This window comes from Prochlorococcus marinus XMU1419 (assembly GCF_017695955.1).
Lineage (GTDB): Bacteria > Cyanobacteriota > Cyanobacteriia > PCC-6307 > Cyanobiaceae > Prochlorococcus_A > Prochlorococcus_A marinus_AD.
Window position 1 is genome coordinate 141,421 of sequence record NZ_JAAORO010000001.1, and the last position, 19,432, is coordinate 160,852.

The window sequence follows — 19,432 nt, forward strand, 5'->3', positions numbered from 1 at the left end:
TTTATATTTGCCTTAATGGGCTCTCTAAACTAGCAAATTGAGGTAATATATTTTTTTTAAAAACCTCTGATGCCCTAGAAGTATATCTTGATGGATTTGTAATTAATTTTAGTTCTCTTTTTACTTCTAAGTCAGCAACAAATGCTTTGTGGATTGTTCCGGCCGCCAATTCTCTTTCAATAGAAACAACAGGTAAAAACGAAGCCCCTAGACCTGACTGAACTGCATTCTTTATCGCTTCAAGAGAGTTAAGTTCCATTTCTATTTTTAATCTTTGAATGTCTAGTCCAGAATCTTGAAGAAGTTTATCAACAACTTTCCTTGTTGTAGATTGAGTGTCTAATGTTACGAAGTTTAATTTGTATAAGTCTTCTTTTAAAAGTTCTTTTTTGTTAGATAGTTTATGTTTAGAGGGTAAAACTAGTGCTAATTCATCTGTTGCATATGGAATAACTTGTAGCAAATTTTCTAAATCACTTGGCAATTGTCCTCCAATAATGGCTAAGTCAATTTGTCCATTAGCAACACTCCATCCGGTTCTCCTAGTGCTATGAACTTGAAGTTGAACAGACACATCAGGATATTTTTGTCTAAAAAGCCCTATCATCCTTGGCATTAAATAAGTTCCAGTTGTTTGACTGGCTCCAATGATAAGAGTCCCGCCTTTTAAACTATTCAAATCTTCAATAGCTTTACAAGCTTCGTCGCATTGATTCAATATTCGTTCACAATATTCAAGCAGAAGTCTTCCTGCTTCAGTTAATAAAGCTTTTCTACCACCTCTATCGAAAATTGTAATCTCAAGTTGTTTTTCTAAATTTTGTATTTGTAAACTCACTGCAGGTTGAGTGACATAAAGTAGATCAGCAGCTTTTTTAAAGCTTCCTTGTGCTGCGATAGCTTTTAATATTCTTAATTGGTCGAGTGTAAATGGTAATTCTGGCATCTATTGTGCCTGCTATTATTTATAATTCTAATGCTTAGAAGTATTCTTGTTAAGAACAAAATTATTTGAATAGCCGAAACCTATGGAGACACATAAAACATCTGTAGAAATATTATTGTTGATTTTAATTTTTGCAGTAATTCATAGTGGCGGAGCTGCTTTAAGAATTAAAGCAGAATCAATTATAGGACCAAGATTATGGCGGTTATGCTTTGTTTTTTTTAGTTTGCCATCAGCAATTGTTTTAATTAGTTACTTTCTAGTACACAGATATGACGGAATAAGACTATGGAATTTTCAAGGGAATAGTTTTGTTTTTGTAATAGTTTGGTTTTTAACGGCAATAAGTTTTTTATTTTTATATCCCGCTACTTATAATTTGTTAGAAATTCCCTCAGTTTTAAAACCTAAAGTGAGAATTTATGGGACAGGAATAATGAGAATTACAAGACATCCGCAAGCTTTTGGTCAGATAATTTGGTGTTTTGCACATACTTTATGGATTGGGACAACATTCACATTAATAACTTCTTTTGGATTAATTTTGCACCATCTTTTCGCAATATGGCATGGCGATAGGAGATTAGCTAAAAGGTTTGGAGAGGAATTTGAAAAGTTTAAAAAAAATACTTCCATCATCCCATTTATGGCAATAATTGAAGGGAGGCAAGAATTAAAAATTAAAGAATTTTTTAGGCCATCTCAGCTTGGTATACTAATTGCAATAGGCTTACTTTGGTGGTCCCATCAATATATAAATATTGCTGTTCAAACATTTAATTCATCATTTTTGTCTGAATTTTTCAATTGACAGTCTAAAATCGTAAATATAAGTTTTAAAAAGATGCCTCAAGCCTCAGAAATTGCCTGGTTAATTCCCGTTTTTCCACTTATTGGGGCGGTTATTTCTGGTTTGGGACTAATAAGTATCAATAAGAAAATTAATAATTCTAGAGAAATAGTTTCTATAGGTCTTATTTCTTTTGTTGGGATTTCGGCAGTAATCAGTTATAAGGCTCTGATTGAGCAAATTAATGGTTATCAATCTGTTGAAAAATTATTCGTATGGGCTAATGCTGGAGATTTCACGATTCCAATGGGTTTTGTTCTTGATCCCTTGGGTAGTGTAATGCTTGCATTGGTAGCTACCATAACTTTGCTAGTGATGATTTATTCTCATGGTTATATGTCTCACGATAAAGGTTATGTAAGGTTTTTTACTTATTTAGCTTTATTTAGTAGTTCAATGATGGGATTAATAATTAGCCCAAATTTGTTAGAAATTTATGTTTTTTGGGAATTGGTGGGTATGTGTTCTTACTTATTAGTTGGTTTTTGGTACGACAGAGATGGAGCAGCACATGCGGCTCAAAAAGCATTTGTTGTTAATAGAGTTGGAGATTTTGGATTATTACTAGGAATTCTTGGTCTATTTTGGGCAACAAATAGTTTTGATTTTAATGAAATAGCAACTAGTATTTCCCAATCAGTATCTGATAATTCAATACCTATATGGGCTGCTTTACTTCTTTGTTTTTTAGTTTTTTTAGGGCCAATGGCAAAATCTGCCCAGTTCCCTCTACACGTGTGGTTACCTGATGCAATGGAGGGACCTACGCCAATTTCTGCACTTATTCATGCAGCTACAATGGTTGCCGCTGGAATATTTCTAGTTGCTAGACTTCAACCTTTGTATTCAATATTTCCCTCTATTCAGTTCATCATTGCTTTAGTTGGTACAATTACTTGTTTTTTAGGAGCTTCCATAGCTTTAACCCAGATGGATTTAAAAAAGGGGTTAGCTTACAGCACTGTTTCTCAGCTTGGTTACATGATGCTTGCAATGGGTTGTGGAGCTCCAATTGCTGGAATTTTTCATTTGGTTACTCATGCTTGCTTCAAAGCAATGTTATTTTTAGGATCTGGCTCTGTAATTCATGCAATGGAAGAAGTTGTAGGTCATCAGCCAGTACTTGCACAAGATATGAGATTGATGGGCGGTTTGAGAAAAAAAATGCCTTACACATCTATGACATTTTTAATAGGTTGCATAGCAATTAGCGGGATTCCTCCTCTAGCAGGGTTTTGGAGTAAAGACGAGATACTAGGAAATGCGTTTATATCATTTCCAGCTTTTTGGTTTGTAGGCCTTCTAACGGCCGGCATGACCGCCTTCTATATGTTTAGACTTTATTTCTTAACGTTTGAAGGTGATTTCAGAGGGGAGAATAAAGAACTACAAAGAGAGCTTTTAATAGCTTCAAAGGTCAATCTAGATAAAGATAACGAAGAAGAGCATGAAGAGCATGGTTCCATCCATGAGTCTCCCTGGTCAATGACATTCCCATTAGTATTTTTAGCTGTACCCTCTGTAATTATTGGCTTTATGGGACTCCCATGGGATAGTAAATTTGCAACTTTGCTAGATCCTGAAGAAGCGGAGATTGCGGCAAAAGCTTTTGAATTGAAAGAATTTTTGCCTTTAGCAATAAGTTCAGTCCTTATCGCATCAGCTGGAATCATTATTGCTTTTCAAGCATATTTCGTTAAAAAAATAAATTTGTCAATTTTATTTGCAGAAAGGTTTCCAACTGTTAATCAATTTTTATCAAATAAATGGTATTTAGATGACATCAATGAAAAACTTTTTGTTAAGGGCAGTAGAAAGCTAGCTAAAGAAGTTTTGGAAGTTGATTCTAAGGTTGTTGATGGCGTCGTAAATCTTACTGGACTTGTAACCCTTGGTAGTGGAGAAGGCTTAAAATATTTTGAGACGGGTAGAGCTCAATTTTATGCTCTTATTGTTTTTGGAGGGGTGATTTTATTAGTTGCTATATTTGGCCTTCAATCTCCTCAAGTAACTTAATTACAATTGTGTGTCTTCACTGTCTATTGGGTGAAAAAATACAGATAATTTCTAGACTTTATTTAAGATAAATTTCTTATTAAATTGAGTACTTATTTTTCTGCACATCTTGCTACACAAATGTTAGGAACTCTTGGAGCTGGGTTGTCCACTTTTCCTTGGCTATCAGCTTCAATTTTGTTCCCAATTGGTAGTGCCTTCGTGATACCCTTTTTCCCAGATAAAGGAAATGGTAAAGAGGTTAGATGGTTTGCATTGTCTATTGCATTAATAACTTTTTTGATAACTGTAGGTTCTTATATTAATGGTTTTGATATTAGTAATGAAAATGTTCAACTTAAAGAAAATATAAATTGGCTTCCTGATTTAGGGCTTACTTGGTCAGTTGGTGCTGACGGTATTTCTATGCCGCTAATATTATTAACTAGTTTTATAACTGCTTTAGCGGTTTTAGCTGCATGGCCAGTCAAATTTAAACCAAAGTTATTTTTCTTTTTAATATTAGTAATGGATGGTGGGCAGATCGCTGTATTTGCTGTACAAGATATGCTTTTATTCTTTCTAACTTGGGAGCTTGAATTAATACCCGTATACTTACTATTAGCAATATGGGGCGGAAAAAATAGACAATATGCAGCAACAAAATTCATTATTTATACAGCTGGCAGTTCTATATTTATTCTTCTAGCTGCATTGGCAATGGGTTTTTATGGTGCAGAAATTCCTAACTTTGAGTTTTCGCATTTGGCAGCTCAGGATTTTAGTCAAAAATTTCAAATACTTTGTTATGTGGGTCTCTTAATTGCATTTGGGGTAAAACTTCCAATAGTGCCTCTTCATACTTGGCTGCCAGACGCTCATGGAGAGGCTACAGCTCCAGTTCATATGCTTCTGGCTGGAATTTTATTGAAGATGGGAGGATATGCTCTTTTAAGATTTAATGCACAATTGTTACCCATTGCTCATGCTCAATTTGCCCCCTTGTTAATAGTACTGGGTGTAGTAAACATAATTTATGCTGCACTAACTTCTTTTGCGCAAAGAAATCTCAAAAGAAAAATTGCATACAGCTCTATTAGTCACATGGGTTTCGTTCTTATTGGAATAGGAAGTTTTAGTAGCCTTGGAACAAGCGGTGCAATGCTTCAAATGGTAAGCCATGGATTGATCGGTGCTAGTTTATTTTTTCTCGTTGGAGCCACGTATGACAGAACAAAGACTCTTAAACTTGATGAAATGAGTGGTGTAGGACAAAAAATGAGAATCATGTTTGCCCTTTGGACTGCTTGTTCCCTCGCCTCACTTGCTTTGCCAGGCATGAGTGGATTTGTTTCCGAATTAATGGTTTTCACAGGATTTGTTACTGATGAGGTTTATACGCTTCCCTTTAGAGTAGTTATGGCATCTTTAGCTGCTATAGGCGTAATACTTACTCCTATTTATCTACTCTCAATGCTAAGAGAAATTTTCTTCGGTAAAGAAAATCCTAAATTAACCGAAGAACGAAAACTTATCGATGCAGAGCCTAGGGAAGTTTATATTATTGCTTGTTTACTATTACCGATAATCGGAATAGGTTTATACCCAAGATTAGTTACTGAAAGTTATCTTGCATCTATTAATAATTTAGTCGCTAGAGATTTAACTGCAGTTAAATCTTCTATGAAAACAAATATTTTCTCAGGAACTAAAAAAAGTCAAATCTTAAAAGCACCAACAATATAATTTCTTAAATTAATGCAATATTGTTTGGCATCAAATAAATAAGGAGATATCTTATGAGTAGATTTTGTTCATCTTAAAATAACCTATTCAAATCCCATAGATAAGCAACAATTAGGTCCTAGATTACTGATTAAGTTTCTTCAAGACGCTGCTGGGAAAGGTGATCTTGATCCGTGGGATATTGATGTAATAAGCGTAATTGATAGTTTTCTAGAGCAATATTCACATTCTTTTCAAAACAATTTAAATAGTTATGGTTCATATCATAAGGATTTATCTGAGACAAGCGAAGCATTTTTTGCCGCTTCTGTTCTAGTTAATTTAAAGGCTCAAGTTTTGGAATCTGATGTTTTTAAAGAAAATTCGTCAGATTTTGATGATGATTTTGGTGTGGATGATCAAGATTGGATTGATCAAGAATTTGATATCCCAAAATACCCGGAAAAATATTTAAGGAGAAGATCGATAGCACAACCAATTCTTAAAAGAACTACAACATTGGGTGAATTGGTAAGTCAATTAGAATCGATTGCTGAAGTTATAGAAACCCAAGATCTTCTTCTAATGAAGAGAAAAAGAAATAAAAAATATTCTGATAGGGCTTTAATTTCTCAAGTGAAATCGCTAGCACATCGCGAGAAACTACCAGAAACCACTAAAGCATTAGGAAAATTTATTGATGGGTGGGAAAAAGCATTGCAGTGGACTGATTTTGAATATTTAGTTAAAAAATGGCAAACAGTTGTAAAAAATGATTTAGATAAAGATCGTCTTGGAGTTTTTTGGGCCTTGTTATTTTTATCATCAGAAAACAAAATTGAAATTAAACAAATTAATTCCTTATACGGCCCAATTCATATCAAAAGGATAATTCCTGATGGAGGGTTAGCTCAATTGCCTATAGAAAATCTCGAAGTAACAAATTCCTCTTCCACAGCTGCTTAGCAGCTTAATAGCAATAACGTATAATCTTTAAAAAGAGGTTTTGAATTCATGAAGGCAATGATACTTGCGGCGGGAAAAGGTACACGTGTTCAGCCCATCACTCATATCATTCCAAAACCAATGATACCGATTTTACAAAAACCTGTCATGGAGTTTCTTTTAGAGCTTCTGAAAGAGCATGGTTTTAAAGAAATAATGGTTAATGTTTCTCATCTTGCTGAAGAAATTGAAAATTACTTTAGGGATGGTCAAAGATTTGGTGTGGAGATTGCATATAGCTTTGAAGGTAGAATTGAAGATGGAGAATTAATAGGAGATGCTTTAGGTTCAGCAGGTGGATTAAAAAAAATTCAAGATTTTCAAAAATTCTTTGATGAAACTTTTGTTGTACTTTGTGGCGATGCTTTAGTAGATTTAGATCTAACTGAAGCAGTTAAGAAACATAAAGAAAAGGGAGCAATTGCAAGTTTAATAACCAAACAAGTGACTAGAGATCAAGTATCAAGTTATGGCGTAGTTGTCTCAGATGAAAATGGTCGAATAAAGGCGTTTCAAGAAAAACCATCTGTTGATAAAGCTTTAGGAGACTCTATAAATACAGGGATTTATCTTTTTGAACCTGAAATTTTTAATTACATACCATCAGCTGAAAAATTTGATATTGGTGCTGATCTCTTCCCTAAACTTGTTGAAATGGATTTACCATTTTTTGCACTACCAATGGACTTCGAATGGGTAGATATCGGGAAAGTCCCTGATTATTGGAGCGCTATTCGTAATGTGTTACAAGGAAAGGTTAGACAAGTAGAGATACCTGGGAAAGAAATTAAACCTGGAGTTTTTACTGGATTAAATGTTGCTGCTAATTGGGACGCAGTTGATATTACTGGGCCTGTATATATAGGTGGGATGACAAGAATAGAAGATGGAGCAACAATTATAGGACCTACAATGATTGGTCCGAGTTGTTGTATTTGTGAAGGTGCAACTATTGATAATTCAATTATTTTTGATTATTCAAAAATTGGTAAGGGAGTTCGACTCGTAGATAAATTAGTATTTGGTCGTTACTGTGTTGGCAAAAATGGAGATCACTTTGATTTGCAAGATGCATCTTTGGATTGGTTAATAACAGATTCTAGAAGATCTGATATGACTGAGCCCTCTCCCCAGCAGAAGGCAATGGCAGAATTATTAGGGACTGATTTGATTAATATTCCAGATTAATATTAGCTCTTTCAAGAATCTCAGGGATTAAATTTTCCGCTTTAATTGCCATTAAATGAATACCATTTGCGATATTAATGAAATCTCGGGCTTGTTCTGAAGCAATTTGTATCCCTTCATCTAGGGGGTTTTTAGCATCTTTAAGACGATTTAAAATATTTTCAGGAATGTTTGCTCCAGGGACGTATTTGTTTATGAATAAAGCATTCTTATAAGATTTTAGAAGGAAAACACCAGCAATTACAGGTATTTCAAGAGGATTAGCAATTTTTTCACAAAAATCTATTAAATTTTCTTTTTCCATAACCATTTGAGTTTGTATGAATCGAGCTCCAGCCTCCTTTTTCTTTCTAATTCTGTTGTTTAAACTTTTTTTATTTCTGCAACTTGGATCTGCTGCTGCTCCTGGGAATATAAATGTTTTTTTGTCAGAAAGTTCTCCAAAAGTAGGGTCAATTCCTTTATTGAAATCTTGAATTTGTTTAAGCAATCTAACTGACTCAAACTCATGCACTGCTTTAGTGTTTTGTTGATCCCCGCTTTTTACAGAATCACCTGTAATGCATAAGATGTTTTTAATTCCTAAAGCATTTGCCCCGAGAATGTCTGATTGTAAAGCAATTTTATTACGATCTCTGCAAGATATTTGCATCACAGGTTCTATCCCATTTTCCAGTAATAGTTTGGACATTGCCAAGCTGCACATTCTCATTACAGCCCTGCTTCCATCTGTAATGTTAACAGCATGTACCTTATCCTTTAAAAGTTGTGCTATCTTAAGAGATCTTACGGGGCTTCCACCTCTGGGCGGCATTAACTCTGCCGTTATTACCTTAGATTTTTTTTCTAAAGTCTTCTGAAGTTTTGATTTCAATTGCTTTTTTCCCGACTTGGTTAACAAGTATAATGAGATTGCTAAACTTAATTAATATAAAAAAGGAACTGTTTAAATGCAAATGGTTGATGAAGAAGTAAACAACATTGATATGATGGGTCTCTCAACAAGAGAGATGGAAATCATTGATCTCGTAGCTGACGGGCTAACAAATCAAGAAATTGCAGTAAAACTTACTATTAGCAAAAGAACTGTTGATAATCATGTAAGTAATATGTTTACAAAAACGGGTTCTAAAAATAGAGTAGCACTTTTAAATTGGGCAATGGATAATGGAAAGATCTGTAGAGATGGATTTAACTGTTGTTCTCTTCCTGACTCTGATCAAGATTAGTACTTAATTTTCTTTTTGTATCATTAGCTAAATCCATTAAACAATAATTTGTAGAACCTAATTCGAAAAGTTCAGCATATGCAATGCAAGCATCTTTGTCTGAGTCAACAAATCTCAATATTCCTTCTTTGTCGTAAAGACCATACATTTGAAGAAAATAATATTAAACATAAAGAAAATATAAAGGAATTGTGGTTACTTTGACTAGCTATTTTTGAGAGTTGTCAAATACCTCTAATTCCATTTTGAAAAAGGTTTATTAGCAAGACTTAAATTGGAGTAACGTATCAGTCCAGTAATTTCCTTGGATATAAAAGATGGAAGACTTAAATCTTCCTCTTCATTGGTAAGTTCGATTTCGGCAATTTCCAGTGGATAATTATCGTCTTTAAAACAATCTATAATCCAAGATTTTTTTTCAATTTCTAAAAAGAATCTTTCTTTCTTTATTACATTTTTAATATTTGACATTATTGTTTCTCCGTCTTTTCGTGGGATTGTGTATTCAAATTCATAATTAGTAAAACTTTCAATATGTTTTTTTAGTGCTATTTTAAATTCTTTACCTGTAAACCTTATCCTGATAATCCAACCATCTAGATCTTTTGATAGATAACCTTGTTCAATAAAAATTTTTTTAGTTATAAACTTTTTCCAATTATCATTTTTTATAAGAAAACGTCTTTCTATTTCAAGGACCATTTAATTTTTTGGACTTTTCAGAGATAAATCGCCTTTCCAATCAAGTTTTTTTATTAAAGTATTGTAATAGCTAGTGCTTTTTTTAAACCTTATTATTTTGCAGGGTGATTTACCTTTTTTAATCTCACAATAATAGGTTTCCTTAATGGTCATACATTTTGAACCGTCTCTCCACAATTTAATTTCACCTTGGCTTTTGTTTATTGGTTTAATAATTACTTTACTAGTATTGGGTATAACTATTGGTCTACTTGCTAAACTCATTGGGCATATAGGATTAATTATCATTGCATCTACACTAGGGTGAACTATTGGACCACCTGCAGCCATTGAGTATGCTGTTGAACCAGTAGATGAAGATATGATCAATCCATCACCTTTGTATTCATTCACTTTCTCGTTATTTATCTCAATTTGTATTTGATTGGTGGGAGAAATATCCTCTTCAACAGATTTAAAATAAAAATCATTTAAGGCATCGTAGCTTTTTATAATTTTCTTCTCTGACCGTGTCCCGCTTACACAAACATTACAATTTAATCTATTTCGTAAGTCAATAATATATTCTTCGTTTTCAAGGATTTCGATAAAAGATTTGTCAAATAAAAAATCTTTTTCTTGAGTAAGAAACCCTAAATTACCACCAATATTAATGCTTAATAAAGGAATATCATAATCTCCTAATGCATTCGCACATTTTAGGAAGGTCCCATCCCCACCAAGAACTAAGCCAATATCTGGTTGTGATTCTGAATTATAAAGATATTTTTCAATTTCATCTTTATGAAAATCACTTTCAATTCTGTTTGATCTGATATTTTTGCTTTTTAGAACTTCTTCACAGAATTTGGCAGCTTCTAGAGCTATAGAACTATTTGAACGATATACAATAAGCACTAATGAAAGTTTCATTTAATGCTTTTACCATTTTAATAAATTAAAACTTTCCATATCTACAGTCACCCTATTCCTATAAAGAGATAATAATATAGCTAGTCCAACTGCTGCTTCTGCTGCAGCAACAGTAATCACAAAGATAGTAAAAACTTGTCCTTGAATTAAATTATTATCAATATAGGAGGAAAAAGTCATTAAGTTTATATTTACCGCATTGAGCATTAATTCAATGCTCATGAGAACTCTAACTGCATTCCTGCTATTTAATAATCCCCAAATACCAATGCAAAATAATGCTGAGGATACTATCAAAAAAGATTGAATAGGAATTGATTCTAAATTCATCATAAGGAAGTTGAAAATTTAATTTTTATTTGTAAGTAATGGTTCTGATGATTTTTCAATCAACTCTTGATCAACAGGTAATCCTGTCGAAATATCTTTGCTCATTACATCTCTTCTAGCTAAAACTATAGCCCCAATCATTGCCATTAAAAGTAAAACTGAAGCTACTTCAAATGGGAGTAAATAATCACTAAATAGATGTTCACCAATTCTGATAGTTGATTCTTCTCCTATAGAGGTTTGAGGACTAGATAAGCTCCATACATCGGTCAAATCAACTCTTATAAGGAGGCTAAGTAGGGTTAAACATATCGATGTTGATATTATTCTTCTCGATTTGATGTCATTGATGGGCTTTAAATCTTCTTTTTTATTGACAAGCATTATTGCAAAGATTATTAAAACATTAACTGCACCCACATAAACTAAAACTTGCGCTGCGGCAACAAAACTTGCATTTAAAAGAAGATATAATCCTGCCACACTCATAAAAACTCCTCCTAGAAGAAAGGCAGAATAAACAATACTTTCGAGCAACACAACACCAAGTGCTCCAATAAGGATAACTAAAGAAAGAACTGTAAAACAAATAATTTGAGTTGTTATTGCAATAGACATAAATTAATAGAAATTAATTGTTTGGACTAGAAACTTTATCTTTATTTTCGTTGGATTCAGGTCTCATCCAATCATAGACTTCTTCAGGTAATTTACCAACTCTAGTATCTGAAGCTGGGATTTCATGAGGGTCCATGACACCTTTAGGAAGATATGCAAGTTCTCTTAGAGGTTTGACTGAGGGATCTGTTGTGACGTTTGTGGGTAATCTACCAAGTGCAATATTGTCAAAATTAAGATTGTGCCTGTCAAAAGTAGCTAATTCATACTCTTCGGTCATTGATAGACAATTGGTCGGACAATATTCAACACAATTTCCGCAGAATATACAAACTCCAAAGTCAATAGAATAATTTCTAAGTTCCTTTTTTTTGGTTTCTTTATTCATTACCCAATCAACTACGGGTAGATTTATGGGGCATACTCTCACGCAAACTTCACAAGCAATACATTTATCGAATTCATAATGTATTCTTCCTCTATACCTTTCAGAAGGTATTAATTTTTCATATGGATATTGAACAGTTACAGGTCTTCTTCGAAGATGATCAAAAGTTACTGATAAGCCATTATATAAATATTTACCAGCATTTAATGCTTCTTTAATATAGCTATTTATTTGTTGAAGGAAATTTTTCATTTTGAAGAATTCACTTAATAATTTTATTTTAGTGGATTAATTTTAAATTTAAGTATTTTTACTTAAAATCTAACCACCAAAGAATTGCGGAAAAGTAAGTTTTAATCCTGCAGTTATCAAAAGATTAGCAAGAGAAATTGGAAGAAGAAACTTCCATCCTAGATCTAATAGTTGATCTATTCTTACTCTGGGAGTTGTCCAACGTAATAATATTGCAATGAAAACTAAAAGATATGCCTTCAAAACTGTCATTACGATTCCAATCGATGCAGTAAAAACTTGTATGAGGGGTGCATTAATGGGCAAATTTAGAAACTTCGCTATTAACTCAACTGGAATAGGAAAACCCCATCCTCCCAAATAAAGTATTGATACTAATAAAGCTGAAAGGATTAAATTAATGTAACTGCCAAGGTAGAACAATGCGAATTTCATTCCTGCATATTCAGTTTGATATCCTGCAACTAATTCTTCTTCAGCTTCAGGTAAGTCAAATGGAAGTCTTTCACATTCTGCAAGAGCGCAAATCCAAAAAATTATAAAACCAACTGGTTGTCTCCAAATATTCCAACTTAATATTCCAGCACCACTTTGTTGGTTGACAATATCAATAGTACTTAGAGAATTTGTCATTAGTACGATAGCCAATACAGATAGAGCTAGAGGTATTTCATAACTTATTGATTGAGCTGCTGCTCTTAATCCTCCTAATAATGAGTATTTATTGTTTGATGCATATCCGCTCATAAGAAGTCCAATTGGCTGGATACTGCTTAAAGCGATCCATAGGAAAATTCCAATACCAACGTTACTTATCAAAAGGTTTTTTCCAAAAGGAACAATTAGCCATGAGAGAATAACTGGGACAAGAACTAATATAGGCCCTGCAGTAAAGAGGACTCCATCTGCTTTAGCAGGAATAATATCCTCTTTGACAAGTAATTTAAGACCATCTGCAATTGGTTGGAGGACGCCAAGCGCTCCTGCATATTCAGGACCTATTCTTTGTTGAGCAGCAGCTGATATTTTTCTTTCAAGCCAAACTGTTACTAAAACGCCAACAACTGCCGCTACTAAAACCAAAAGCATAGGTAGAGGAAGCCAAATTAAATGAGCAATTTCACTAGAAAAACCAAAACCTTTTAAAAGTTCATTAAAACTATATTCGAGATCTAATCCGTATTCCAAAATTTTTTGTTATTTACTTAATAGATTAACTCTTCACAAACAATATGTGTGTTTTTTTATGAAAAGCTGCAAATATTATTCTCTATTTTCTAGGTTGATCCAATTTCTTGGTTCTGAACCTGTATAGATTTGTGACGGTCTGAAAATTCTATTTGCTCCAAGTTGCTCTCTCCAATGAGCTAACCAACCTGCCACTCTAGATATGGCAAAAATAGGAGTAAATAAATCACGAGGAATACCAAGTTTTCTATAAACAAGACCAGAATAAAAGTCCACGTTAGGGAATATACCCTTAGGTCCAAGTCTTGGGATTGCCTCTGCCTCCAGTGATTTAGCCACTTCATACATTTCATCTGCTCCAAATCTAATAAAAAGCTCTTCTGCAAGTTTTTGAAGAATTATTGCTCTTGGGTCTTTAACTTTATATTCTCTATGGCCGAAGCCCATTATCTTACTTTTATTTTTTATCGCGTTATCTAAAAAAGACCCGGCATTTTCTGGGGTTTTAATCTCTTCTAACATTGCGATCACATCCTCATTTGCTCCTCCATGCAGTGGGCCAGCGAGGGTCCCTACTGCAGAGGCGATGACAGCATATGGGTCTGTAAGAGTGCTCGCAGTTACTCGAGCGCTAAATGTACTTGCGTTTAAACTATGTTCGGCATGTAGAATTAGACACCTATCAAAAACTTTAGCAGCTATAGGATCTTGTTCTTTTTCGGTCAGCATGTAAAGAAAATTTGATGAGTAGGTTAAATCATCTCGTGGTTGAATGGGATCTTGTCCTTTTCTTATAAGTTGAAACGCAGCAATCATAGTAGGTATTTTTGCTATTAGTCTTATTACAGCGTTGTAAATGTAATTAGGATCATCTATTGCTCTACGTGAATAGAAAAGCCCCAAAGAAGCGGCACTAGATTGAAGAGCGTCCATAGGATGACCCGTTGCGGGAAAACATTTCATCATATCTCTGACTCTAAAACTTAACCTTCGATGCATTTGAACTTCTTGTTCAAAATCTCTCAGTTGAATAGCTGTAGGCAATTCACCCCAAATCAATAGGTAAGCAGTTTCTAAAAAACTGCTTTTTTTGCATAGTTCTTCAATGGAGTAGCCTCTGTACAATAATTTACCTTTATTGCCGTCAATATCACAGATAGATGAATTAGTAACTGGGACACCCTCTAATCCTGGTTTTAAAATTAGTTTGTTGCTATCCAAATCCTTAATTCGATACTAAATAGTTATAGATTAAAGATAGTCAAATAATTTTTAATTAACCACAAGTTATTAACTTCACAAAAATTTCAATTGATTGTCTTTCAAAGTTTTTTTAATGAATTTATTAAAGTATTTTTAATATTGTTTCTGTATAAAGAATTGGATTTTTTTCAGGAATAGATTGCCTAATGATTTCTATAGATTCATCATTAGAAATTTTTAAAATATTTTTAATGAGAAAATTAAGATCTTGCAAATCAGTAAAATTTTTAATTGTATTAGAATTTTCATCTTTGATGTCAACTTTTGCATAAAGAAAAGTAGATCTATCTTTGTTACTTTTTAGGTTTAAAAATTTTTTTGAGATTGATTCTAGTTTTTTACCATTTATTAAATGGTTACTTATGATTTGTAAATCTTTTGATTCTATTGAAAAGATATTTTCATAAGTTAATTCTTTTATAATATTTTCTTTTTCTTCAAGAATATCTTTAGAATAAATCGAGTAGATGTCTTCATTTTGTTTCAAAGTATATTTATTAAAATCTTTTAGTTTTTTCAAAGCACTGAAATCAAATTGATCTTCATTATTTTTTTCAAATGCAATAAGCCAATCTTTTTTTGAATTGAGAATTAAGATGTTTTGATTTGCATTATGATTAAGATCTTCAAAAAAACTTTGTTCAAAATCATTTATTAAAGGTTTAATGAATTTGTCAAAACTTTTTACATTGCTAAAAATTGAAACTTCAGGATTATCTTTATTATTATTATCTTGATTTATTAGCTTATCGTAAGTAAAAATATCAAGATTTTTTTTATTATTAAGCAAATATGATTTTAAAAACAAATGTTTATTTTTTAAATCAAATGTTGTAGCTATAATATCTTCATTATTCTCAGTAAAAATTTCTTTATTAAAAAATATGCTTTCCGGAAATTTTTTCGTAAATAATAGATTTTTTTCGTTTTTTAGTCCAGAAAGTTCTCCTTCATATTCAAATTTTTTTTCTTTAAAATGATAACTTGAGTTAATACTATTTTTGATTAAGTTTTTATCTGATGAAGCAATTACATAATTATCTTCGGTCCGATATATAAAGTTAAGGAAATTCATTTTATCTTCTCTATTAATTGAAATTAATTCATCAACTTGATCAATTTTATTAGGCAAATGTAATAAATCATCTATTGTTTTTTCTGGCTTAATTTTAAAAACAATCAAAATATCATCTTTAAGTTTTTTATTGTTCTCAAAAGTTGAGATTATAAGTTCATTATCATAAATATCTTCAAATTTGTTTTTACCTAGATCTATACCTAAGTAATCGAATATAGAATCTTTTATTAAAAAAAAGTTATCTTGATTTTTTGAATTTTTATCTTTTTCATTATTGTTAATAATATCAAAACTATCTAAATTTGAAATAAATAATAATTTATTTTTTTCAGGAATATACTTTAGGATATTTAGTTGCTCAATATTTGTACTTTGTTCTTTATTTTTATTAGCAGAAATTTTTTTAAAACCAAAAAAAAGTAATAAAGAAAATAATAGTATTATTGCTATTATTCTAAGTTTCATTATCAATGTTTATTTTTATTTTTAACAATAAATTTCCCACTGCAACTTAATTTATTAAATTGTAAATAACAAATAATTTATCCTCTCAATTGGGAAATTATCCAAAATCTATAAATGCCTCTAATCTCAATGATTGGTTGAATTCTGAGAAAGAAGATCCAGTTTTGATTGATGTAAGAGAACAGTCAGAGCTTGAACTAGCTCGTTTCTCAAGAAAATTTATACATATACCAATAAGTAAAGTCACATCTGAATACGTTAAAGAAATATTTGCTGATTTATTAGACAGAGAAATTGTTGTAAGCTGTCATGCAGGAATAAGAAGTTATAATTTTTGTCAATGGTGCTTAGATAATAATATTGTGAGCGAAATATGGAATTTGGAAGAGGGTATTGATGGATGGAGTAGATATATTGACCCATCAATTCCAAGGTATTGATTAAATATCTAATGAAGATGCAACAGTATTAACATCTTTGTCACCTCTTCCTGAGCAATTGATAACTATATGAGTATCTTTTTCAAGAGTCGGGCATAATTTATCCAGCCATGCAAAGGCATGGGCAGTTTCAAGTGCCGGAATAATTCCTTCAAGTTCACTAACAAGTCTCAAAGCATCTAAAGCCTCTTGATCTGTGACTGATCCATATTCAGCTCTACCTATATCTTTTAAATGGCTATGTTCAGGCCCTACTCCTGGGTAATCTAAACCTGCACTTATTGAGTGAGCTTCTTGTACTTGACCATTATTATCTTGTAAAAGAAGACTCATTGATCCATGCAAAATTCCAACTGATCCTTTAGTGATAGTTGCGGCATGTTTGTCAGTATCAACTCCGCTTCCAGCAGCTTCAACACCAATTAGTCGTACAGATGTTTCTTTCACGAAAGGATGAAAAAGGCCCATTGCATTTGATCCACCACCTACACAAGCAAGTAAAATATCCGGCAAAGTCCCAAATGATTCCAGACATTGATTTTTAGTTTCTTCTCCAATAACTGCATGAAAATCTCTCACAATCTTCGGGAAAGGGTGCGGACCTGCAACTGATCCTAAAATGTAGTGTGTCGTTTCTACATTAGAAACCCAATCTCTAATGGCTTCACTAGTAGCATCTTTAAGTGTTGCAGTTCCCGAATTTACAACTTTAACTTCAGCTCCTAGAAGTTTCATTCTGAAGACGTTAAGTGATTGTCTTTTTATGTCTTCAGCACCCATATAAATAATACATTTCAAGCCAAATCTCGCACAAACAGTAGCCGTAGCAACTCCATGCTGACCCGCTCCAGTTTCTGCAATTATTCTTTTTTTGCCCATTCTTATTGCTAATAAAGCTTGTCCAAGGGCATTATTAATTTTGTGAGCACCAGTATGATTTAAATCTTCTCTTTTGAGCCATATTCTTGGAGTAGCTTGTTTAGTTTTGTAATGTTCAGTAAGTCTTTTGGCTTCATAAAGTGGAGTTTCTCTTCCTACATAAGTCTTAAGAAGATGATTTAATTCTTCTACAAAAAGTTTATCGTTCCATGCATTTGATGCAGCTGTTTCAAGTTCAAAAAGAGCAGGCATTAGAGTTTCAGGAACATATTGACCACCATATTTTCCAAATCTCCCCTCTTTGGAGGGTTGATTTAAATCGTCATTTTTATAGTTTTGATCTTCGCGAGAAAATGTACTTACCACTTTTTCTATAGAATAAGTATTAACTAACTATAGATTATATTTAAAATAATGGGAAAAAAGAATTGGATCGAATTTGATAATCAAGAAAAAAAGTCTGTAGAAACAGCTAAGCTTGATACTCTTAATAAAAGATCAAAAATAAATATTTCAAAACAAAAAAAAGGTAAAAAGGGCAAGACTATAACTTTAATTGGAGGTTTAGGAACTCAAGATGAAATTTTATTAAAAGAATTACTAAAAAAAATTAAAGTTTTTTGTGGTACGGGAGGAACATTAGTTGATAAAAATATCCAGTTACAGGGTGATATGGTATCGAAATCAATTGACTTTCTTCGTAAAGAGGGTTTTCATAATTTATGAAACAAGGGTTAGGATAGGTTTTTAATTTTGATGATCCAAAAAATGAAAGAACAAGATCAAACAAAGTCAACCAATATAAAGTGGCACAATTTAACTATTGATAGAGAAAAGTTGGAGAAAATGAGAGGTCATAAAGGTATGGTTATCTGGTTTACAGGTTTATCTGGTTCTGGTAAGAGTACTTTGGCAAACGCTTTAAATGAAGTACTACACTTAGATGGCTTTTCGACCTATGTTTTGGATGGAGATAATATTAGACATGGTTTATGTAAAGATCTTGGGTTTTCGGATGAAGATAGAGAAGAAAATATAAGAAGAATTGGAGAAGTTGCGAATTTATTTATGAATGCTGGGATAATAACTATTACAGCTTTCGTTTCTCCATTTATTAGCGATCGAGATAAGGTGAGAAAAATTATTGGATCTAAGGATTTTATTGAAGTTTATTGTTCTGCAGATATCACAGTTTGCGAAAATAGAGATACTAAAGGTCTTTATAAAAAAGCTCGTTTAGGAGAAATTAAGGAATTTACAGGCATTTCTAGTCCATATGAAGCTCCTAATAATCCAGAAATTGTTGTTGATACAGGTTTGTTAGATTTAAATGATTCCATTGAAAAAGTTATCAACTACCTTAAAAAAGAAAACTTTCTTAAAAAGGCCTAATGTAAATATAGGTGTCATTTTTTTTGAAGATAATTGTCAGCTCCAATAGTTGATAACTTACTATTTTTATTTCTTACCTGTGTATGAAGATTTTCTCTGAATTCTTTTAAATTTTTCTTTATGGATTCATCAAATAAACTGATTATCTCTATTGCCAATAATCCAGCATTCTGGCCTCCATTAATTGCAACTGTTGCGACTGGAATCCCAGCTGGCATTTGAACAATTGATAGAAGAGAGTCAATCCCCTTAAGGGCCTTACTTTCTACTGGTACTCCAATTACAGGAATGCAAGTTATGGATGCCAGCATTCCTGGAAGATGAGCAGCACCACCAGCACCGGCAATTATTACTTTTATGTTTTCTGATTCTGCATTTTTTGCATATTCCATCATTTCAATAGGTGTTCGATGTGCAGAAAGTATACAAACTTCAGTTTTTATTCCAAATTCTCTTAAAATATCAATAGCAGGTTTCAATGTTTCTAGATCTGAATCACTACCCATTACGACAGCGATTTTATAAATATTTTTAGAATTCAATTCTGACAAAATAACAAATCAATTCTTTCCTATAATGGCGTGCAA

Annotated in this window: 22 protein-coding genes; 9 read left to right on the plus strand and 13 right to left on the minus strand. The window is 32.5% G+C overall.

From position 1 onward, the window contains the following. Nucleotide 1: 1 nt before the first annotated feature. Nucleotides 2-946 carry a LysR family transcriptional regulator gene (locus HA151_RS00760; RefSeq protein WP_209105674.1) on the minus strand — a complete coding sequence of 315 codons (945 nt, stop codon included), beginning with the start codon at nucleotides 944-946 and terminating at the stop codon, nucleotides 2-4. Nucleotides 947-1,028: 82 nt separating this feature from the next. Between HA151_RS00760 and HA151_RS00765 the strand changes: the two genes are divergently transcribed. From HA151_RS00765 to HA151_RS00785, 5 genes are all read left to right on the plus strand, one after another. Next, nucleotides 1,029-1,757 carry an NnrU family protein gene (locus tag HA151_RS00765; RefSeq protein ID WP_209105675.1) on the plus strand — a complete coding sequence of 243 codons (729 nt, stop codon included), beginning with the start codon at nucleotides 1,029-1,031 and terminating at the stop codon, nucleotides 1,755-1,757. A 33-nt stretch (nucleotides 1,758-1,790) separates the two neighbouring features. After that, nucleotides 1,791-3,812: an NAD(P)H-quinone oxidoreductase subunit 5 gene (locus HA151_RS00770; protein ID WP_209105676.1), complete on the plus strand. Its 2,022-nt coding sequence runs from the start codon at nucleotides 1,791-1,793 to the stop codon at nucleotides 3,810-3,812. A gap of 120 nt (nucleotides 3,813-3,932) precedes the next feature. Continuing rightward, a complete protein-coding gene (locus HA151_RS00775; RefSeq protein WP_209106114.1) occupies nucleotides 3,933-5,537 on the plus strand; it encodes an NAD(P)H-quinone oxidoreductase subunit 4 in 1,605 nt (534 codons plus the stop codon). A gap of 96 nt (nucleotides 5,538-5,633) precedes the next feature. After that, complete coding sequence (locus HA151_RS00780; RefSeq protein WP_209106115.1) at nucleotides 5,634-6,482, plus strand: segregation/condensation protein A; 849 nt, start codon at nucleotides 5,634-5,636, stop codon at nucleotides 6,480-6,482. A 48-nt stretch (nucleotides 6,483-6,530) separates the two neighbouring features. After that, nucleotides 6,531-7,709, plus strand: coding sequence for a nucleotidyltransferase family protein (locus HA151_RS00785; protein ID WP_209105677.1), 1,179 nt, complete (start codon nucleotides 6,531-6,533; stop codon nucleotides 7,707-7,709). Here HA151_RS00785 and HA151_RS00790 read toward each other — a convergent pair. Then, nucleotides 7,693-8,583, minus strand: a complete 891-nt coding sequence (locus HA151_RS00790; RefSeq protein WP_209105678.1) for a methylenetetrahydrofolate reductase — start codon at nucleotides 8,581-8,583, stop codon at nucleotides 7,693-7,695. The genes HA151_RS00785 and HA151_RS00790 overlap by 17 nt on opposite strands. A gap of 76 nt (nucleotides 8,584-8,659) precedes the next feature. Between HA151_RS00790 and HA151_RS00795 the strand changes: the two genes are divergently transcribed. Beyond that, entirely contained in the window at nucleotides 8,660-8,938 is a 279-nt protein-coding gene (locus HA151_RS00795; protein WP_209105679.1) for a helix-turn-helix domain-containing protein, read from the plus strand. Here HA151_RS00795 and HA151_RS00800 read toward each other — a convergent pair. The 9 genes from HA151_RS00800 to HA151_RS00840 form a co-directional block, all read right to left on the minus strand. After that, the gene (locus HA151_RS00800) at nucleotides 8,901-9,086 is read right to left on the minus strand and encodes a hypothetical protein (protein ID WP_209105680.1); all 186 of its coding nucleotides are present in this window, start codon (nucleotides 9,084-9,086) and stop codon (nucleotides 8,901-8,903) included. The two genes, HA151_RS00795 and HA151_RS00800, sit on opposite strands and share 38 nt — an antisense overlap. 86 nt (nucleotides 9,087-9,172) lie before the next feature. Continuing rightward, nucleotides 9,173-9,640: a CYTH domain-containing protein gene (locus HA151_RS00805; RefSeq protein WP_209105681.1), complete on the minus strand. Its 468-nt coding sequence runs from the start codon at nucleotides 9,638-9,640 to the stop codon at nucleotides 9,173-9,175. Then, a complete protein-coding gene (locus tag HA151_RS00810; protein ID WP_209105682.1) occupies nucleotides 9,641-10,552 on the minus strand; it encodes an NAD(+) kinase in 912 nt (303 codons plus the stop codon). Nucleotides 10,553-10,561: 9 nt separating this feature from the next. After that, nucleotides 10,562-10,882: an NADH-quinone oxidoreductase subunit NuoK gene (gene nuoK / locus HA151_RS00815; protein WP_209106116.1), complete on the minus strand. Its 321-nt coding sequence runs from the start codon at nucleotides 10,880-10,882 to the stop codon at nucleotides 10,562-10,564. Nucleotides 10,883-10,900: 18 nt separating this feature from the next. Beyond that, the gene (locus HA151_RS00820) at nucleotides 10,901-11,500 is read right to left on the minus strand and encodes an NADH-quinone oxidoreductase subunit J (RefSeq protein ID WP_209105683.1); all 600 of its coding nucleotides are present in this window, start codon (nucleotides 11,498-11,500) and stop codon (nucleotides 10,901-10,903) included. A gap of 13 nt (nucleotides 11,501-11,513) precedes the next feature. After that, nucleotides 11,514-12,140: an NAD(P)H-quinone oxidoreductase subunit I gene (ndhI, locus tag HA151_RS00825; RefSeq protein ID WP_209105684.1), complete on the minus strand. Its 627-nt coding sequence runs from the start codon at nucleotides 12,138-12,140 to the stop codon at nucleotides 11,514-11,516. A 69-nt stretch (nucleotides 12,141-12,209) separates the two neighbouring features. After that, nucleotides 12,210-13,328 carry an NADH-quinone oxidoreductase subunit NuoH gene (nuoH, locus tag HA151_RS00830; protein ID WP_209105685.1) on the minus strand — a complete coding sequence of 373 codons (1,119 nt, stop codon included), beginning with the start codon at nucleotides 13,326-13,328 and terminating at the stop codon, nucleotides 12,210-12,212. A 75-nt stretch (nucleotides 13,329-13,403) separates the two neighbouring features. Further along, a complete protein-coding gene (locus HA151_RS00835) occupies nucleotides 13,404-14,549 on the minus strand; it encodes a citrate synthase (protein ID WP_209105686.1) in 1,146 nt (381 codons plus the stop codon). 124 nt (nucleotides 14,550-14,673) lie between these two features. Continuing rightward, nucleotides 14,674-16,134, minus strand: a complete 1,461-nt coding sequence (locus HA151_RS00840) for a hypothetical protein (RefSeq protein WP_209105687.1) — start codon at nucleotides 16,132-16,134, stop codon at nucleotides 14,674-14,676. Nucleotides 16,135-16,223: 89 nt separating this feature from the next. Between HA151_RS00840 and HA151_RS00845 the strand changes: the two genes are divergently transcribed. Next, on the plus strand, nucleotides 16,224-16,574 hold the full coding sequence (locus tag HA151_RS00845) for a rhodanese-like domain-containing protein (protein ID WP_209105688.1): 351 nt from the start codon (nucleotides 16,224-16,226) through the stop codon (nucleotides 16,572-16,574). Here the strand turns inward: HA151_RS00845 and trpB are convergent, their stop codons facing one another. Further along, nucleotides 16,575-17,819, minus strand: a complete 1,245-nt coding sequence (trpB, locus tag HA151_RS00850) for a tryptophan synthase subunit beta (protein ID WP_209105689.1) — start codon at nucleotides 17,817-17,819, stop codon at nucleotides 16,575-16,577. Between the two features lie 48 nt (nucleotides 17,820-17,867). Between trpB and HA151_RS00855 the strand changes: the two genes are divergently transcribed. Together HA151_RS00855 and cysC are read left to right on the plus strand one after the other, a co-directional pair. Next, a complete protein-coding gene (locus HA151_RS00855) occupies nucleotides 17,868-18,179 on the plus strand; it encodes a translation initiation factor SUI1 (RefSeq protein ID WP_209105690.1) in 312 nt (103 codons plus the stop codon). A 42-nt stretch (nucleotides 18,180-18,221) separates the two neighbouring features. Then, entirely contained in the window at nucleotides 18,222-18,845 is a 624-nt protein-coding gene (cysC, locus tag HA151_RS00860; protein WP_209105691.1) for an adenylyl-sulfate kinase, read from the plus strand. 14 nt (nucleotides 18,846-18,859) lie between these two features. Here the strand turns inward: cysC and purE are convergent, their stop codons facing one another. Beyond that, nucleotides 18,860-19,396, minus strand: coding sequence for a 5-(carboxyamino)imidazole ribonucleotide mutase (purE, locus tag HA151_RS00865; RefSeq protein ID WP_257473227.1), 537 nt, complete (start codon nucleotides 19,394-19,396; stop codon nucleotides 18,860-18,862). Nucleotides 19,397-19,432 lie beyond the last annotated feature (36 nt).

What these genes read in the sequence shown, in the direction of transcription:
- ndhI (WP_209105684.1), bottom strand. Translation starts at nt 12,140, where the DNA reads ATGAAAAATTTCCTTCAACAAATAAATAGCTATATTAAAGAAGCATTA.
- HA151_RS00820 (WP_209105683.1), bottom strand. Translation starts at nt 11,500, where the DNA reads ATGTCTATTGCAATAACAACTCAAATTATTTGTTTTACAGTTCTTTCT.
- HA151_RS00805 (WP_209105681.1), bottom strand. Translation starts at nt 9,640, where the DNA reads ATGGTCCTTGAAATAGAAAGACGTTTTCTTATAAAAAATGATAATTGG.
- HA151_RS00840 (WP_209105687.1), bottom strand. Translation starts at nt 16,134, where the DNA reads ATGAAACTTAGAATAATAGCAATAATACTATTATTTTCTTTATTACTT.
- HA151_RS00810 (WP_209105682.1), bottom strand. Translation starts at nt 10,552, where the DNA reads ATGAAACTTTCATTAGTGCTTATTGTATATCGTTCAAATAGTTCTATA.
- HA151_RS00760 (WP_209105674.1), bottom strand. Translation starts at nt 946, where the DNA reads ATGCCAGAATTACCATTTACACTCGACCAATTAAGAATATTAAAAGCT.
- HA151_RS00770 (WP_209105676.1), top strand. Translation starts at nt 1,791, where the DNA reads ATGCCTCAAGCCTCAGAAATTGCCTGGTTAATTCCCGTTTTTCCACTT.
- HA151_RS00800 (WP_209105680.1), bottom strand. Translation starts at nt 9,086, where the DNA reads ATGTATGGTCTTTACGACAAAGAAGGAATATTGAGATTTGTTGACTCA.
- HA151_RS00765 (WP_209105675.1), top strand. Translation starts at nt 1,029, where the DNA reads ATGGAGACACATAAAACATCTGTAGAAATATTATTGTTGATTTTAATT.
- HA151_RS00795 (WP_209105679.1), top strand. Translation starts at nt 8,660, where the DNA reads ATGCAAATGGTTGATGAAGAAGTAAACAACATTGATATGATGGGTCTC.
- HA151_RS00775 (WP_209106114.1), top strand. Translation starts at nt 3,933, where the DNA reads ATGTTAGGAACTCTTGGAGCTGGGTTGTCCACTTTTCCTTGGCTATCA.
- cysC (WP_209105691.1), top strand. Translation starts at nt 18,222, where the DNA reads ATGAAAGAACAAGATCAAACAAAGTCAACCAATATAAAGTGGCACAAT.
- nuoK (WP_209106116.1), bottom strand. Translation starts at nt 10,882, where the DNA reads ATGAATTTAGAATCAATTCCTATTCAATCTTTTTTGATAGTATCCTCA.
- HA151_RS00785 (WP_209105677.1), top strand. Translation starts at nt 6,531, where the DNA reads ATGAAGGCAATGATACTTGCGGCGGGAAAAGGTACACGTGTTCAGCCC.
- HA151_RS00855 (WP_209105690.1), top strand. Translation starts at nt 17,868, where the DNA reads ATGGGAAAAAAGAATTGGATCGAATTTGATAATCAAGAAAAAAAGTCT.